At 64.5% G+C, this 17,200-nt stretch carries 13 protein-coding genes; 6 read left to right on the top strand and 7 right to left on the bottom strand.

Translation table 11 applies throughout. The features are described from left to right. Positions 1-445: 445 nt before the first annotated feature. Positions 446-817, top strand: a complete 372-nt coding sequence (locus KXR72_RS07965) for a tetratricopeptide repeat protein (protein WP_437421320.1) — start codon at positions 446-448, stop codon at positions 815-817. Between the two features lie 51 nt (positions 818-868). Beyond that, positions 869-2,347: a DNA recombination protein RmuC gene (rmuC, locus tag KXR72_RS07960; RefSeq protein ID WP_437420573.1), complete on the top strand. Its 1,479-nt coding sequence runs from the start codon at positions 869-871 to the stop codon at positions 2,345-2,347. Between the two features lie 10 nt (positions 2,348-2,357). Here rmuC and KXR72_RS07955 read toward each other — a convergent pair whose 3' ends face one another. Together KXR72_RS07955 and KXR72_RS07950 are read right to left on the bottom strand one after the other, a co-directional pair. Further along, positions 2,358-3,602, bottom strand: a complete 1,245-nt coding sequence (locus tag KXR72_RS07955) for an MgtC/SapB family protein (RefSeq protein ID WP_437420572.1) — start codon at positions 3,600-3,602, stop codon at positions 2,358-2,360. Positions 3,603-3,687: 85 nt separating this feature from the next. After that, positions 3,688-7,158: a hybrid sensor histidine kinase/response regulator gene (locus tag KXR72_RS07950; protein WP_437420571.1), complete on the bottom strand. Its 3,471-nt coding sequence runs from the start codon at positions 7,156-7,158 to the stop codon at positions 3,688-3,690. 432 nt (positions 7,159-7,590) lie between these two features. On the opposite strand from KXR72_RS07950, the gene KXR72_RS07945 reads away from it, so the two are divergent. From KXR72_RS07945 to KXR72_RS07930, 4 genes are all read left to right on the top strand, one after another. Then, positions 7,591-8,160: a GNAT family N-acetyltransferase gene (locus tag KXR72_RS07945; protein ID WP_437420570.1), complete on the top strand. Its 570-nt coding sequence runs from the start codon at positions 7,591-7,593 to the stop codon at positions 8,158-8,160. 148 nt (positions 8,161-8,308) lie between these two features. Beyond that, entirely contained in the window at positions 8,309-9,022 is a 714-nt protein-coding gene (locus KXR72_RS07940) for an AzlC family ABC transporter permease (protein ID WP_437420569.1), read from the top strand. Beyond that, on the top strand, positions 9,022-9,348 hold the full coding sequence (locus KXR72_RS07935; RefSeq protein ID WP_437420568.1) for an AzlD domain-containing protein: 327 nt from the start codon (positions 9,022-9,024) through the stop codon (positions 9,346-9,348). Before KXR72_RS07940 ends, KXR72_RS07935 begins: the two co-directional genes overlap by 1 nt. Positions 9,349-9,407: 59 nt before the next feature. Then, positions 9,408-11,285 carry an MFS transporter gene (locus KXR72_RS07930; protein WP_437420567.1) on the top strand — a complete coding sequence of 626 codons (1,878 nt, stop codon included), beginning with the start codon at positions 9,408-9,410 and terminating at the stop codon, positions 11,283-11,285. A gap of 6 nt (positions 11,286-11,291) precedes the next feature. On the opposite strand, the gene KXR72_RS07925 is transcribed toward KXR72_RS07930, so the two are convergent. The 5 genes from KXR72_RS07925 to KXR72_RS07905 all read right to left on the bottom strand — a co-directional run bounded on the left by KXR72_RS07925 (position 11,292) and on the right by KXR72_RS07905 (position 16,912). Beyond that, complete coding sequence (locus KXR72_RS07925) at positions 11,292-12,215, bottom strand: MalM family protein (RefSeq protein ID WP_437420566.1); 924 nt, start codon at positions 12,213-12,215, stop codon at positions 11,292-11,294. A gap of 133 nt (positions 12,216-12,348) precedes the next feature. Then, the gene (locus KXR72_RS07920) at positions 12,349-13,641 is read right to left on the bottom strand and encodes a maltoporin (RefSeq protein ID WP_437420565.1); all 1,293 of its coding nucleotides are present in this window, start codon (positions 13,639-13,641) and stop codon (positions 12,349-12,351) included. Positions 13,642-13,885: 244 nt separating this feature from the next. Continuing rightward, entirely contained in the window at positions 13,886-14,887 is a 1,002-nt protein-coding gene (locus KXR72_RS07915) for a tripartite tricarboxylate transporter substrate binding protein (RefSeq protein ID WP_437420564.1), read from the bottom strand. Positions 14,888-14,925: 38 nt separating this feature from the next. After that, entirely contained in the window at positions 14,926-16,434 is a 1,509-nt protein-coding gene (locus KXR72_RS07910) for a tripartite tricarboxylate transporter permease (RefSeq protein WP_437420563.1), read from the bottom strand. Positions 16,435-16,444: 10 nt separating this feature from the next. Then, on the bottom strand, positions 16,445-16,912 hold the full coding sequence (locus tag KXR72_RS07905; RefSeq protein WP_437420562.1) for a tripartite tricarboxylate transporter TctB family protein: 468 nt from the start codon (positions 16,910-16,912) through the stop codon (positions 16,445-16,447). Between the last annotated feature and the right edge of the window lie 288 nt (positions 16,913-17,200).

Genomic DNA, 17,200 nt, shown 5'->3' with positions numbered 1-17,200 from the left:
CCTGAAAAATCGCCCGAAACCCGCTTGTTACGGCTGTTGCAGGGCAGTTGCGCCAAACTTGTGCACATTCGGGCGCAGCCCTTGTCAAGCGCTTATGACAAAGGGCGTTCAATGTACAAGCGGTATAGATCGATATTTAAGTATATGAAAAATAAAGATATTTTTCGATGGTGAAAAAATCGCCAGTTTAACCGAAGCCCCCGAATCATCGGCGTTCGGCGAGGTTGTCATCCGCTTGTCCACTGAGTTATCCACAGCTTCTGTGGATTAAATAACCTGTGACAGAGATCGCGTTTCGCCAGATTTTGCAAGTCTTTAACTCTGAAAAAAAAAGAGTAGAGTGCGCGCCCTTGTTCCCCCGAAGCTTTCGGTGATCATGAGAACCCGTCCTCTCGCTTCGACTCCGGTCGACAGCACCTCCAGCACGACACGCCTGCCGATGCGCATGGCATTGTGGCTGCTCAACAGCCAGCACTTGGGACAGACCAAAAGTGTTAAACGCATTGCCGGCCGGATGCTCAAGCAGCCGGCGCTGGAAGGCGTAGTGGAAGCGCAGAGCCGCTTGGGACGGCTGCTCTGCCACGATTGCGACAGCCAGCGTGACCGCCGTATCGGCTTCGAGCTGCTGCGCCAGGCGGCCCGTGCGGGTGATCGCCAGGCCCAACTTGAGCTCGGGCAGCTGTACTGCCAGCCCCAACACCGCGAACTCGCCAAGGCCCGCCATTGGCTCGAGCAGGCCGCGGCCCAGGGATCGACCGAGGCGTCGCGTATGCTTCAGCGTCTGCCCGGCAAGCGCCAGGGCGGCAGCGCCGCCTGACCACGCGGGGCGCGGTGGCTATACTGCGCGGCAATTCAGCCGGAGTAGCCCATGCCCCTCGATCCTCTTTATCTGTTGACCGGGCTCGGTGGCCTTTGCCTGGCGCTGGCCGCCGTGGCATTCACGCTGCAACGGCGCCTGGCCGAGCGGCAGGCGCAGCTGTCGCTTCTCGACGAACGCCTGAGCCAGGCGGCGATGGCCCAGGAGGGGCTTAGTGCTCAGCTCGAATCGAGCCGCCTAGAACAGGCCGATCTGCAGGCCGCACGCGCTGCGCTCCAGGCCGAAGTGGCAGTGCTGCGCCGGGAAACCGAGTGGTTGCAGGCGCAGCGAATGGAAGCCCGGGAAACCCTCGACGACCTTCAAGCCGAGCGCGACGCGCAGCAGGCTGAGCTGCGCGCACTCAGCGCCTCTCACGCCGCCCTCAAAGCCGAGCTCAGCGAGCAACAGAAGACCCACGAACAACGCCTGGAAGACCTCCAGGGTGCGCGCGACGAGCTGCGGGCCCAGTTTGCAGAACTCGCCGGCAAGATCTTCGAGGAGCGCGAGCAGCGTTTCGCCGAAGCCAGCCAGGCACGCCTCGGGCAGTTGCTCGATCCGCTGAAGGAGCGCATCCAGCACTTCGAGAAGCGCGTCGAGGAAAGCTACCAGCACGAGGCCCGCGAGCGCTTTTCCCTGGCCCGTGAGCTGGAGCGGCTGCAGCAGCTCAACCAGCGCCTGGGCGATGAGGCGACCAACCTTACCCGAGCCCTTCAGGGGCAGAAGACGCAGGGCAACTGGGGCGAGCTGATCCTCGAACGCGTGCTCGAACATGCCGGGCTTGAGAAAGGCCGCGAATACCACACCCAAGTGAGCCTGCGCAGCGCCGATGGCGAGCGTTTCCAGCCAGACGTGCTGATTCAGCTGCCGGGCGACAAGCAGGTGGTGGTCGACGCCAAAGTCAGCCTCACCGCCTATCAGGCCCTGACCTGTGCCGAGGCCGAGGGCGACCGCGCGCTCGCACTCAAACAGCACGTGTTGTCGCTGCGCAATCACCTGAAGGGCTTGTCGATCAAGGACTACCAACGTCTAGAAGGGCTGCAGAGCCTGGATTTCGTGTTGCTCTTCGTGCCCATAGAGGCAGCCTTCGCCGCCGCGCTGCAGGCCGATCCTGAGCTGTTCCAGGAGGCCTACGCACGGCATATCGTGATCGTCAGCCCGACCACGTTGCTGGCAACGCTGCGCGTGATCGACAGCCTTTGGCGGCAGGAGCGGCAAAGCCAGAATGCACGGGAGATCGCCGAGCGGGCCGGTGCGCTCTATGACAAATTTGTCGCCTTCATTGCCGACCTCGACGAGATCGGCAGCCGCCTGCAGCAGTTGGACAAGGCGTTCGTCGGCGCGCGTAACAAGCTCACCGATGGGCGCGGCAACCTGGTCGGCCGTACCGAGCAGTTGAAGCTGCTCGGCGCTCGAGCCAGCAAGCGCCTGCCCGCCGACTGGCTCGAGCGCGCGGGCGCGGATACGCCGGTCGAAACCAGCGAAGAGCTTTGATCCGCCGAAATCAGGCTAACCAGAGCACCGTGAGCCCCGCAAGCAGGCCGCCCAGCATGAACGGCAGCGTACGCACTGCCAGCGCCGGCCCGCCGATGAACAGCACCAATCCGGCCTTGACAAGGCTGTTGCTCAGCGCCGCCAGGAAGATGCCGCGCACTGCAACCCCCTCGCTGAGGTCGGCGCGCGCACTGTTGGAGAGCGACAGCGTGATCGCATCCACGTCGGTCAGGCCCGACAGCAGCGATACCAGATAGACACCCGCATCGCCCAGCCAATGCTGGGCGCCCTCGACGAGCAGAAGGATCAAGACCAGCAGGCCGGCGAAGCGCAGCGCTGGCCCAAGCTCGAAGGGGTTCTTCAGCGGCGGTTCTGCAGGGCTTTCCGGTTGCTGGGCCGCACGCAGGTAGTGAAAGAGCGCGCCGAGGGCGTAAATCGCGCCGGCGGTGGCCATGGGCGCCAGCAGCTGCGGTAGCAGCGCCGGGTTGATCACCCCGACTTCCAGCAGCACCCTGGGAAACATCAGCGCGGACGTCGCCAACAGGCCGGCCGCCAGCGCCGGGCGCAGCCGGTCCGCATCCAGGCGGGCAAGGGTGATGGTCATCGCCGTGGAGGACACGATACCGCCCAGCAACGCAGTGACCATCAGCCCATGGCGCGTACCGAGCAGGCGGATGGCGACATAGGCGGCAAAACCAATCCCGGCGATCAGCACCACCATCCACCAGGTGGTGTACGGATTGAACGCCTGCCAGGGGCCGTAGCCCTGGTCTGGCAGTGCCGGCAGTAGCACCACGGAGATGAAGAGCAATTTCAGCGCGCCGCTCAGCTCATTCTCATTAAGGCGGTTCAGCGCGCCATGCAGGCGTGCCTTGAGGCTGAGCAGAAGGGCGACGACGATAGCCACGGCAGCGGCCAAGAGGCGGCTTTCGGTCATCGCCAGGCTGCCGAGCAGGAAGGTCAGCAGCAGCGCGACTTCGGTGGTCATGCCGTGGTCAGCGCTATAGCGGGACTCGACCAGATAACCGGCCACCACCAACAGCGCCAGGGCGAGAAAGAGTGCGATCCAGGCCCATTCGCCGAACGCGCCCGCCGCCAGCACCGCGAGCCCACCGAACAGCCCGGCGAGGCCGAAGGTGCGAAGCCCGGCCAGTTCTTCATCGCGGCTCTCACGGCTGCTCCAACTGCGCTCGGTGCCGATCAGCAAGCCGACACCCAGGGCCGTGGCGAGGTCGAGCAGGGTGTCTAGGGTCATCAGAGAGGCCGCCGGTTTACCGTGATGGCATCAGTCTAGCCGGTGCGCTGAGGCGGCGGCTTGCGCTGGAGCAAGCGCACCCGGCTCAGTGCAGCGGAACGTGGCGACTCATCAGCGCGCGCAGCGCCGCGGGCTTGACCGGCTTGGCGAGGAAATCCAGCCCGGTGGCGTGGATCGCGGCAATCAGCTCTGGCCGGCCATCAGCGCTGATCACCACGCCCGGGATGGGTTCACCCAAGCGCGTGCGCAACCAGGCCATGAGGTCGGAACCGGTCTCGCCATGGTCGAGGTGATAATCGACCAGCACCAGTTGCGGCCGCACATCCTCGCGCAGCAGCGCCTCGCATTCGGCGCGGTTACTCGCCGTCCAGACCTGGCATCCCCAGCGCGAGAGCAGGCTGTTCATGCCGACCAGGATGCTGTCCTCGTTGTCGATGCACAGCACCTGCACACCCGTAAGCGCCGTAGGTTGCGTGTCCTGGCCACCGTTCTTGGCGACGGGGCGGACCAGCTGCTGAGCGACGGGTACGGTCACGCTGAACACGCTGCCCTTACCCGGCCAGGAGCGCACCGCCAGTGGATGGCTGAGCACCTGGCAGAAGCCGTCGGCGATCGCCAGGCCCAGGCCGAGCCCTTTCTCGGCGCGCGTCTGGTGGCTGTCCAGGCGCTTGAACTCCTCGAAGATGACACGCAGTTTGTCCTCGGCAATGCCCGGGCCTCGATCCCAGACTTCCAGGCGCAGCGAATCACCCTGGCGCCTGACACCAAGTACCACTCGGCCCTTGGCGTAGCGGAAGGCGTTGGTGAGGAAGTTCTGCAGCACACGGCGCAGCAGGCGGATGTCGCTGTCGACCCGCAGCCGGCTGCCGTGCACACGGAACTGCACGCCCTGTTCGGCGGCCAGCACGGTGAATTCGGTGGTCAGGGTGTCGAACAGGTTCGACAGAGGGAAGGGGTTGCGCTCCGGTGTGATGCGGCCATTTTCCAGTCTTGAGATGTCCAGCAGGTCAGAGATCAAGTCCTCGGCCGAACGCAGCGAGCTGTCCAGATGGCGGACCAGGTCCTGCGCTTCGCGCGGCAGCGCATCGTGCTGGTGCGACAGCGCGGCAGAGAACAGACGTGCGGCGTTGAGCGGCTGCATCAGGTCATGGCTGACCGCAGCGAGAAAGCGCGTCTTCGACTGGTTGGCTGCCTCGGCGGTACTCTTGGCCGCACTCAGTGCCTTGTTCAGTTCGGACAGCTCCTGGGTGCGCTCGCTGACACGCTGTTCCAGGCTTTCGTTGGCGTCTTTCAACGCCCGCTCGGCTTCGCGGTAGGCGGTGATGTCACTGAAACTCATGACGAAACCGCCGCCTGGCATCGGGTTGCCGATCAGCTCGACCACTCGGCCGTTGGGGAAGGTCCTCTCGGACGTGTGTGCACGGCCCTGACGCATCCAGTACAGGCGCTTGGCGACGTGGGTGTCGGCGTTGCCCGGGCCGCAGAGGCCGCGTTCAGCGTTGTAGCGGATGATGTCGGCGATGGGGCGACCAATGTAGACCAACCCCTCGGGGTACTCGAACATTTCCAGGTAACGGTGATTCCAGGCCACCAGGCGCAGGGACTGATCGACCACGCTGATGCCCTGGGTAATGTTCTCGATGGCGCCTTGCAACAGCGCCCGGTTGAACTGGAGCACCTCCGAGGCTTCGCCGACGATGCGCACTACGTCGTCAACCTGCATGTCGCGGCCTTCCAGCGCCGCCTTGACGACCGCACGAGTGGACGAGGCCCCGAGCACGCCGGCGAGCAGGCGCTCGGTATGGGCGATCCACTGGCCATCGGCCTGCTGCTTGGGCGAGTAGTCGTGACCGTGACGACGGGCGAAGCGCTGAAAACTCAACTCGGCGCGCTCGGCGCCAACGAAGCGAGAGGCCAGCGACAGCAGGTCCTCGACTTGCACCGCAAGCAGGCGACGGTTACCTGCGGTTGAATGGATTTCCTGGCCAATGAAGCGGCTGGCCTGCCAGTGCTCCGCGACGCGCGTCTGCGACAGGATCGAAACCCAGAAGAACAGCGTCGCGTTGCCCACCAACGAGAGGGTGACGCCGAGCGTTAGGGCGCTGGTGTTGAAGGGCAGGTCGGCGGTGTACATCCACTGCAGCCCTGGAAACATCTCCAGCGGCCAGCCGAGCAGCGGAAGTATCAAGGTGTACATCCAGATCAGCGCGCCGGCGGTCAGGCCAGCAAATACGCCTCGGCGATTGGCCTGCTTCCAGTACAGCGCGCCGACCATCGCCGGGGCCAGCTGAGTAAGGGCGGCAAATGCGATCTGGCCGATGGTCGCCAGGCTCGCACTGGAGCCGAGCAGGCGATAGCTGACGTACGCCAGCAGCAGGATCGCGACAATGCTGATCCGGCGTACCGACAGCATCCAGTGGCGAAACACCTCGAATGGCTGCTCGGCTTCCTTGCGGCGCAGCAGCCAGGGCAACAGCATGTCGTTCGACACCATGGTCGAGAGTGCGACGCTAGCGACGATGACCATGCCGGTCGCCGCCGAGGCGCCGCCGATGAACGCGAGCATCGCCAGCGCCGGGTGCGACTCGGCGAGTGGCAGGCTGATCACGAACGAGTCAGGGCTGATGCCGCTGGGCAGCAGCATCTGACCGGCCAGTGCGATCGGGATGACGAACACGGCGGCCAGCACCAGATAGAGCGGAAAGACCCAGCGCGCCAGGCGGAAGTCGCGCGGCTCGATGTTCTCCACCACGGTGACGTGGAACTGTCTCGGCAGGCAGACGATCGCCATCAGCGCAACGGTCGTCTGTACCAACATGGCCGGCCAATTGACCGTCTCCTCCCAGAACGAGGCCAGCTCCGAGGAATCGTGGGCGCGATTGAACAGGTCGCCGAAGCCGTCATAAAGGCCGAACGTGACGAAGGCACCGACCGCGAGAAAGGCGAACAGCTTGACCAGGGACTCGAAGGCAATGGCCAGCACCATGCCGCGGTGATGCTCGGTCACGTCCAGGTTGCGAGTGCCGAACAGCACGGTGAACAGCGCCAGCACCATGGAGACGATCAGCGCCGTGTCCTGTGCCCCGGACCCGGCGGCGGCTTCGCTGTGATTGCCGATCAGCAGGTTGACGCCCAGCACGATGCCCTTGAGCTGCAGGGCGATGTAGGGCAGCACGCCGACCAGGCAGATCAGTGTCACCACCACCGCAAGCAACTGTGATTTGCCATAACGGGCGGCGATGAAGTCGGCGATGGAGGTGATGTTCTCCTGCTTGCTGATCATGATCATCTTTTGGATGACCTGCGGCGCCAGCAGCATCAGCAGGATAGGCCCGAGGTAGATGGGCAAAAACGACCATAGCTGCTCCGCGGCCTGACCTACCGCGCCAAAGAAAGTCCAGCTGGTGCAGTAGACCGCCAGCGACAGGCTGTAGACCCATGCGCGCATGCGCGGCGACAATTCGCTGCGCTGGCGATCGCCATAGAAGGCGATGGCGAACAGGACGGCCATGTAAGTGAGGGCGACGAATGCGATCAGCCCGCCGGACAACGACATGCGAACTCCAACGACAGAAACAAAGGAGCGACAGAGCCGGGCCTTCGAACGCGAGCCGCCCATCGAGCCGGCCTGCATGGCTGACGCAGGCAGCCGGTGCCAGGGCACGGTCGTGAGAGTTGGGCGTGGCGCGGCTACGAAGGGTCCGGCACTGGGCGCTGCCGTAATTAGTAGATGACTGCGCGGAGTTTCGCAGCAAAACGGCCCGCCGTGTCGGGGCTGCGACCATCGTCGCATGAGGCTGGTCGTCGCGGCCCTGCTGGGCGAAAGTGCCGCCGTAGACCGCTCCGACTCGCCATGGGCAGCGCTGGCTGCGCTCGCTGGTCAGCTCGGGCCGCCCGGCGGCGGATCGACGGCACGCCGCGGTGGGCACTTTCGGCCGACACCGGCGATCACAACAGCCATACCCACCTTGTTGCCTGGAGAGAAACGATGTTCACGCCGCGCCCGGTCGCCCTGCAGCGAGGAGCCTTGCGTCTGGACCCGCTCATGGAGGCCGACATTCCGAGCCTGGTCGAACTGGCCGACCGGAATCGCGACGAACTCATCTACCTGAACGGCCCGTTGCGGCCGGATTGGTATCGCACCGCGCTGGCCGAGCAGCGTGAGGATCGCGCCGTAGTGTTCACGCTAAGGGTTGCCGATCGCATCGTCGGCACTACGCGCTTTGCCGACTTCCACCCTGAGCTACCGTCTGCCGAACTGGGGTGGACCTGGCTGGACAAGGCCGAGCACGGCAGCGGCCTCAACGCCTCGATCAAGTTTCTTCTGCTCAAGCACGCCTTCGAGGATTGGCAGCTGGTGCGTCTGCAGCTCAAGACCGCCAGCAGCAACCTGCGCTCGCAATGCGCGATCGAAAAGCTCGGTGCGCAGCGAGAAGGGCTGTTGCGCAACCACCGCCGGCTCGCTGATGGGCGCTTGGACGATACCGTGCTCTACAGCATCACGGACCGCGACTGGCCGGCCATCAAGGCTGCGCTGGAGGCCGGCACCATCGCCTGATGCGATCCGCGATCGGGCGCACGTCCGGGCATCGCCCGTACACCCCGGATTGAGGTAATGTCTGACGCTCTTTTTCCACGCATTCCGCTTGCGCCGGCGCCATCCGCGCGCGACGGTTTCGCTGCGCAGCAAAGCCCAAGGAGCCTCGATGTCCCGCTCGCAGGAGTTCATGCACGGTTGCCGCGATATCTTGCCGCTGATCGTCGGTGCGGTGCCCTTCGGCATTATCTTCGGCACCCTGGCGGTCGGCGCCGGATTGTCCGGCTGGCAGGCGATGGGCATGTCCGCGCTGGTGTTCGCCGGGTCGGCGCAATTCATTGCCGTCACGCTGATCAGCGGTGGGGTCGGTGCCGCAGTGGTACTGCTGACTACCTTTATCGTCAACCTTCGCCACGCGCTCTACAGCGCCTCGATGCAACCCTTTGTGCGCCATCTGCCGAGCCGCTGGCGGGTGCCGCTGGCCTTCTGGCTCACCGACGAGGCCTTCGCCGTGATCCAGCATCGCTATGCGCGAGACGACAGTTCTCCCGACAAACACTGGTTCTTCTTCGGTGCCGCGCTGACCATGTACCTGAGCTGGCAACTGGCAACGCTGGCGGGCATCGCCTTTGGCCAGGCGGTGCCGAACGTGGCGAGCTGGGGCCTGGACTTCGCCATGATCGCGACCTTTATCGGCATCGCCGTGCCGATGATGCGGACCCGTCCGCAGGTGGTCTCGGCACTGGTTGCCGCAGCCGTCGCGCTGATGACATGGTCGCTGCCCTACAAGCTCGGACTTGTCGCCGCGGCGCTGGCGGGCATCGTCGTCGGCGTCTGGCTGGAGCGCCGCGAAGAGCAGCGTGTAGTCGGGGAGGCGTGCTGATGCAGACCTGGTTGCTGATCCTTGGCATGCTGGCGATCACCTTCGCCACCCGCTACAGCTTTTTCGCCTGGCCGAACCTGCGCTTCCCGCGGCTGATCGAGCAAGGCTTGCATTACGTACCGGTGGCCGTGCTGACTGCCATCGTCGTGCCCGGCATGCTGATGCCCGAGGGTGAGTGGGCATTGGACTGGCGAAACGCCTACCTGCTGGCCGGGGTGCTGTCGATCGCCATCGCCGCGCTGACTCGCAACCTGCTCGCCACCATCGCCGGCGGCTTGTTGGGCTTTTTCCTGCTGCGCTGGGCGTTTGGGCAGCTGCCGCTGTAACGCGCCACCGATAGCCTCGCGCGACGCAACCACACCTTCTTTTCCATGGAACCGGATCGATGAACACTCCCCACTCGCAGTTCACCTTGTTCGGCAAGCGGCGGTTTCTACCGTTCTTTCTTACCCAGCTGTCGGGTGCGTTCAACGACAACCTGTTCAAACAGGCGTTGATCCTGGCGATTCTCTACCGCATCGGTTCGAGTGCCGATTCCAGCCTGCTGATCAACCTCTGCGCCTTGTTGTTCATCCTGCCGTTCTTCCTGTTCTCGGCGCTGGGTGGGCAGCTCGGTGAGAAGTTCGCCAAGGAGCGTCTGATCCGGGCGATCAAGGCGGGTGAGATCGTCATCATGCTGGCCGGTGGGGCAGGGATGCTATTAGGGAACCTGCCGCTGCTGCTTGCGGTGCTGTTTTGCATGGGTACGCAATCGGCGCTGTTTGGGCCGGTGAAGTACTCGGTCCTGCCCAAGCTGCTCGAAGACCACGAGTTGGTCGGCGGCAATGCGCTGGTGGAAATGGGCACCTTCCTTGCCATCCTCGCCGGCACCATCACCGCTGGCGTGATGATGGCCAGCGAGGCCTATGCCGAGCTCGTCGCGACCGGCGTGGTGCTGGTGGCGGTGCTGGGCTATCTGGCCAGCCGCGGCGTGCCGGCTACCGGGGCGTCGCTGCCAACGCTGCGGCTGGACTGGAACCTGTTTCGCCAGACGGGCGCCATCATGCGCTTGGGGTTGGGCCAACGCCTTTCGGTGTCGCGCTCGCTGGTCGGCAATTCCTGGTTCTGGTTTCTCGGTGCGACCTACCTGACGCAGATTCCGGCCTATTCGAAAGTGCTGCTTCACGGCGACGAGACGGTGGTGACACTGATCCTGACGGTGTTCTCGGTGGGCATCGCCCTCGGCTCGCTGCTCTGCGAACGGCTCTCGGGGCATAAGGTCGAGATCGGCCTGGTGCCGTTCGGCTCCTTTGGACTGACCCTGTTCGGCCTGTTGCTGTGGTGGCATTCGGGGGGCTTTCCCGTCCCCGACGCGCCGTATGACTGGCTCGGCCTGCTCGCCATCGGCCAGGCCTGGTGGATACTGCTGTCGGTGTTGGGCCTCGGCATGTTCGGCGGGCTTTACATCGTGCCGCTGTACGCGCTGATCCAGTCGCGCACCGCCGAGCACGAGCGCGCGCGGGTGGTGGCGGCGAACAACATTCTCAACGCCTTGTTCATGGTGGGCTCGGCGCTGATCGCCATCTTGCTGCTGAGCGTGGCCGGGCTGTCGATACCGCAGCTGTTCCTCGTGGCCTCGCTGATGAACGTGGCGGTCAGCGCCTACATCTTCAGCATCGTGCCCGAGTTCAGCATGCGCTTTCTGGTCTGGCTGCTCGGGCATTCGATGTATCGGGTGCGCCAGCAGGGGCTCGATGCGATTCCCGAGGAAGGTCCCGCCGTGCTGGTCTGCAACCATGTGTCCTTCGTCGATGCACTGCTGATCGCGGGCGCGGTGCGGCGGCCAGTGCGTTTCGTCATGTACTACAAGATCTTCAACCTGCCGGTGCTGAACTTCATCTTCCGTACGGCCGGCGCTGTACCGATCGCCGCGCGCCACGAGGACGAGGCGACCTTCGAGCGCGCATTCGAGCGCATCAGCCATTACCTGCAGAACGGCGAGGTGGTGTGCATCTTTCCCGAGGGCAAGCTGACCGCCGACGGCGAAATCAACGAATTCAAGGCTGGCGTCGAACGCATCCTGAAACGCGATCCAGTGCCGGTGGTGCCGATGGCGCTGCGCGGCCTGTGGGGCAGTTTCTTCAGCCGTGCCCCGCACAAGGGCTTTTTTCGCCGCATCTGGTCCCGCGTCGAACTCATCGCCAGCTCGCCCATCCCCGCCGCCGAGGCCAGCCGTCAGCGGCTTCAGGGCGAAGTCGGCAGGCTTCGTGGGGACGGGCGCTAGCGGCGCTCATTTGATCTCGATGCGTTCGAGCAGATAGGCCCGGGCACTCGGGTCGCCAGTTCGCACGGCTTCGTCGGCCAGACGCAGGGCGCGCTCGATATCACGGCTGGCCAGCGCGGCGTCGATGCCCTGGCGATAGTACGCGCGCGTTTCGGGCAACACGTCCGGCCGTGGTTCGCTGGCCACTTCCACCCCCATCTCGCGACCCGTGCTGTATGGCGGCACGTAATGGCCGGCCGCCTTGGCGGCGTCGCGGTCGGCGACCAACACCATGCGCACCATCCCGACCGGCGCATGCTGAGCTACCGGGTCGGCGATGTTCGGCGGCTGGTTGCCCAGCGCACGGGCGTAGGCCTTGGCCGGGTGCTGCATCGACGTCTGGCCGCGCATCTGCTCGTTGTCGGTATAGAGCACAAGGTAACGTTCGCTGGCCGGGTTGTCCGGGTAGCGGCGATCAATGCGCAGGCGTGTGTCCAGGCTGTCGCCCTTGAAACCGCTGGCTGGCGCGTAAGTAAAGTCGTCAGCATCGAGCAAGCGGGTGATGCGAAAGCGGCTGTCGAGCAGCATCGCCCGTGGCGCGAGCACGGTTGCGCCGGCCTGGCTGTACAGGCGCAGCTCGAACGATCGGTCGCCCGCTGGCAGCTGGAACGCCCGCAGGAAGCTCTTGCCCGTGTCGAAAGCAAAGGCGGGCGCGCCGGTATCGATGGGGACGTCGCCAGCGAAATCCAACGCCACGGGCTGGTACGGCAACTCGCGCAGGCTGGTGCAGCACACCGGTGCGGCATCGAGCGCGGCATGGGCGTGGTCGATGGGCATGTCGAGTGGGGCGGAGCTTTGGGTCAGCGCATCGACCCGGCGCAGGGGATCGCTGGCGCAACCGGCCAGTAGGCCGAGGCCGATCAGCCAGGCGGCGATTCGGTAAGCGTGCATGGGACACCTCAATCAAAAAGGGCCTCTGCCGGGAGCTGCGACGCGCTGCGCTGCAGCCCTGCCGACCGAGGCCAAGTCCGCTGGAGCGGCGGAAGGAGCACTCAATCAGACGCCCGGGAGTGGGCGCCATCGGTCACTGCCACCAGGCCTCGACCTGCACGCCGAAGGTCAGGCCGTCGTCGTCACCGGCATCGATGGACTCACTGGCGGCGTTGTAGCGGTCGCCGTCCCACATGGCGTAGGTGGCGAAGGCACGAATCTGCGGCCGTGCCCAGAAGCTGCGCCCGGCCGACCACTGTTGAGCCAGGGTGATCTTCTTCAGGTCACGCGTGCGTTCGCCGTCAGCCTGCGGGTCGATACGGTCGTAGCCGAACTCCAAGGCCGTGCTCATTACGTCGCTCCACTTGTAGACGGGACGCACACCAAAGGAGAGCCATGTCTGCCCGGCGTCGTTGTCCAGGTCGCGGTCCTCGTAGATCTGCGCGTACATCATCTCGATGTCATCGGTGACCGCGACCACGCCGCTATTGACCACCCGCAACATGGTGCCGTCACTGTTGCCGGTGCTGTTGCGCCCGCTGCTGCCGATGATGCCGTCGGTGCCGTATTGCACCGCCAGCTTGTTATAGCCGCCGAACCAACCACTCTGCTCGTGCTGCACGGTGACCAGGTGGCCCTTCTGATCGGTGTAGCCCGGGTCGCGCTCTTGCTCGTCGGTGAGGTTGGCCTTGCCGTAGTCATAGCCGAACTCCAGCTTGCCGCCCGGGTTGAAGGCCACGTCGGACAGGCGCAGATCCACGGTGTCGTTGGCGATATTGGTTCCGGTGCCGCTGCCCTGGTAGGTCCAGTCGCCATCGGTGTTGCGCATCCAGGCGATGTGCGCCTTGCCGAAGCCGAGGTCAATGTCCTCGATGCCAGCGCCGGGGCCGGATACGTCCCAGTAGTAGTAGTCGTTGATGTGTACGTCGTTGCGCCGGTAGTAGCGCTTGCCGGCCCAGAGCGTCGCGCCGGGCAGGGCGTCGATGACGTTCTCACCAAGCACATGGAATTGGCGGATCGAGGTGGTGCCCGCTTCGTCGAAGGGATTGTTGGCGCCGGCGTCTGTGTCGGTGCCGCTGGCTTCCCAGTCGTTACCCTGGTCAGAGCGGTAGGCAATCATGCTGTCAACGTAAAAGCGCTTTCCGCCCTCGTTGTACAGCTCCTGGCCCAGACCGATCTCGGCGTAGGTCTCGCATTCATTACCGAGCCGATACTTGGCCGGCGCGCCCGGCACCTGGAAACAGGCCTGGTCGCCGCCACCGGCCGTGGTACCGACGCCCGAGCGCAGGTAGCCATGGAAATCCACGGCATGTGAGGGCATGGCCGCCAGCAAGGCGGCGCAGAGCAGGGTGGGTCGAAATAGGCGCATGGAGGCTTGCGGGTTCATCGCGATAGTCCTTTTTTGTTGTTGTCAGGTACTGCCAGCGTGTCGCCAGCTCGCCGTTGGTAGGCGAATGGCGTGAGCGAAAGCCTGCGGATCGGCAAGGATGGCGACATCCTCCCGGCGGGTTTTTTTCCAGGCGGAGCGGCGGGGCGTAGCAGCGGACGAGGGGCGATGAACGAGCGCTAAATCGGGGCGGAACGAAAAAGCCCGGCGTGAGGCGCCGGGCTCTTTGGGTGAAGCGGTGCGGTCAGGGTTTGGGAATATCGAGCGTTTCCGGGGAGACCTTGCTGGCGCCGGCTTCATACAGCGACCAAGTGGTGACCGACTGCCAGCGATCGAGGAACTGCTTGGCCTCGTCGCCCTTGAGGTTCAGCGGCTGTGCGCCCAGGTTCTTCAGGAAGCTCTGAAACTCCTCGCTCCCGACGGCCTTGGCAAAGGCATCGCTGAGCTTCTGCTTGACGTCGTCAGGCGTCTCCTTGCGGACCCAGATCCCCCAGAACGGGCCCCAGGGCAGGTAGCTCTCCATCTTTGGCAGCGCCTTGGTGATCGGCTCGACGCCAGGCAGTTGCGGCAGTGGCTCGGTAGCGACCACGGCCAGACCCTTGATCTTGCCGGAGGTGATCATCTCGCGCGCCGCGATCAGGCTGAGCGGCATGAAGTCGATGTGCCCGCCCAACATCGCCGTGATACCCGGGCCGTCGCCGGCGAAGGTCACTTCGCGAACCGGCAGATCGCCGACCGCCTCGATCATCGCGTGGACGGACCCCGGCAGGCCGCCAGCGCCGGTCACGCCCATGCGCAGGGTGTTCGGGTCGGCTTTGGCAGCGGCGAGCACGTCGGCCATGGAGTTGTAGGGGCTGTCGGCCGGCGCTGCGATGACAGCGATGTTCTGGCCGATGATGTTGATTGTCTCGAAGGCGTCGTAGTCGAATTCCGCCAGGCCGAGCAAGGGGTACAGCTGGGCATTCTCGGCGGCCATCAGCACGGTGTAGCCATCCGGGCGCGCCTGCAGTACAGAATTGCTGCCGATCACCCCGGTCCCGCCGGTGCGGTTGTTGATGATGAACTTGCCGCCCAGTTCTTTTTCAACGTACGGCGTCAGGCTGCGCATGACGATGTCGGTGGCGCCGCCCGCACCCCAGGGCACCACGCCCTGGATGTTGCGCTCCGGATAAGCCGCGAACGTGGGCAGGGAGAGCGCAGCGGCGGCTGCGGTCAGTGTTGCAGTTGCGATCAGTTTCCTAAGCATTGCAGTGACTCCATTGTTGTTGTTCTAGCAGGGTGGTTTCAGACCGGCGCAGCAGCCTTGCGGCGCTTGAGCAGGCCCATCAGGGGTGTATTGCCGAGCAGGATCAGCACCAGGCCGGCGGTTAGGATCAGCGACAGTGGGTTGGTCACCAGCTCGCTGAGGAACGCGACGGGGTTGTCACCGACCGAGGACATTGCCTGGCGATACGAGGTGTCCATGAGCGGGCCGAGGATCACGCCGAGGATTACCGGACCCATCTGGAAGCCAAAGGTCTTGAGGAAGTAGCCGAGCAGGCCGAAGCCGAGCATCCAGTACACCTCGGTCATGCTGCTGTTGATCGAGTAGGTGCCGACCGTGCACAGCACCAGAATCAACGGGACCAACACGGGCTTTGGAATCTCCACCATCTTGGCAAACAGCTTGATGCCGGCCAGGCCGAAGATCAGCAGGAAGATGTTGGCCAGCGCCAGGTTGCCCACGGTGAACCAGAAGATATGCGGGTTCTCGACCATCAGCATGGGGCCGGGGTTAAGGCCATGGATCACCAGCGCGCCGATGATCACCGCGGTGACGGCGTCGCCGGGCATGCCGAGGGTCAGCATCGGCACATAAGCACCGCCGACGGCCGCGCTGTTGGCGGTTTCCGGCGCCACCAGGCCCTCGTAGGCACCTTCGCCGAAGGGGCGGGTGGGCTTCTTGACGCTGCGTTTGGCGTGGTCATAGGCCATCAGGGCGGCGATGTCACCGCCAACGCCGGGCAGCACACCAACCACCACGCCGATGATCGAGGTCCGGATCGACAGTGGCAGAAACTTCAGCACCATCGCCAGCGAAGGGACGATCTTGTCGACCTTCTGCCGCACGGGCGCCGTGTCCAGGTTGTGCATCATGGAGAAGGCTTCGGCGACGCCGAACAGGCCAATCATCACCACAACGTAATGGATGCCGCCCATCAGCTCGATACGGCCCAGGGTAAAACGACCTTCCGCGGTGACCGGGTCCATGCCGACCATGCCGATGATGGCACCCAAGGCCGCGGCGAAAATGCCCTTGGCCAGCGAGCCTTTGGCGAGGCTGCCGACCAGCAGCAAGCCGATGCCGGCAATCAGGAAGTAATCTCGCGGCGCGAACTTGAGGGCAAGTTCGCCGATCAGCGGAGCGGCGGTGGCCAGCAGCAGCGTGCCGACAAGCCCGCCAATCACTGACATCACGGTGCTCAAACCAATGGCCTGGCCGGCCTCGCCACGCTTTGCCAGTGGGTAGCCATCGAAGGCCGTCGCGACTGAAGAAGGTGCGCCCGGAATGTTCAGCAGGATGGCGCTGCGCGAGCCGCCATACACACCGCCGATGAAGATGCCGACGATCAGCGACAGCGCCTGGTTGACCTCCCAGCCGAAGGTGAAGGAGACCAGGATCGACACCGCCATCGTCACCGAAAGGCCGGGAATTGCGCCGATGTAGATACCGGCGAAGGTGCCGAGCGCGGTGAGCATCAGCAGGCCGGGATCGAACCAGGCCATGGTGAAGTAGGTGAGGGCTTCGCTCATGACATCGGCCTCAGGGCAGGTAGACGCTGAACACGAGTGTGAACAGCAGGTAAATGACGGCTAGGGCAAGCGTGCTGACGCCCAGCGCCAGCAACACGCCGCCTCTGCGCAGATAGACGATGCAGGCGGTGGTGAAGACGAAGGTTGCGACGTAGAAGCTGACCCAGTCCATCAGCATCAGGTAGGCGACCGCCATCCCTAGAAACACCACCACCCGGACCGGCAGATGCTCGCGGCAGAACTGCTTCAGCGCGGCCATGCCTTTGACGGTGGCCGGCTTGCTGAGCAGCGACTCGCCCAGGCACCAGAGCGCCGAGGCGACCATGACGAAGCTGATGCCCAGCGGGAAGGCCCCTGCGGAATTGAGCGATGAGAAACCGGATATGCCGTAGGCCAGATAGGCAATGACGAGGCTCAGCGCCAGCAACAGCAGGCCGAAGGCGAGTTCGCCGACCAGGCGGGTTTTAGGTGCTTTCATAGCGTGCTCCGTCGTCGATTCGCCCGGGCTTTGGGCAGTAGGGGAGCTGCAAGCGTAGCGGGTCGGCGCTGCGGCCGGACTGACGGAGCTGCGTGCCGAGCCTGGAGCCGGGGCTTGGTGATGCGGCTGGCTCGTGAGCTGGCCGAACGATGCGGGGCTGTTCATGGGCAAGGCACTCTTATTATTGGTAGCAAGCGGTCGTGGCCGCCGTCGTGTTTGGACGCATAGTGCGAGCAGCGTGAGCGTGGCGCAATTTGGTTTGGCCGATTACCGAACGAAAACTAACCG

The organism is Stutzerimonas chloritidismutans (assembly GCF_051486945.1).
In the GTDB taxonomy this organism is placed as follows: domain Bacteria; phylum Pseudomonadota; class Gammaproteobacteria; order Pseudomonadales; family Pseudomonadaceae; genus Stutzerimonas; species Stutzerimonas chloritidismutans_B.
Note: the sequence above shows the minus strand (reverse complement) of the source record. Positions and strands in the feature narration are given on the sequence as shown.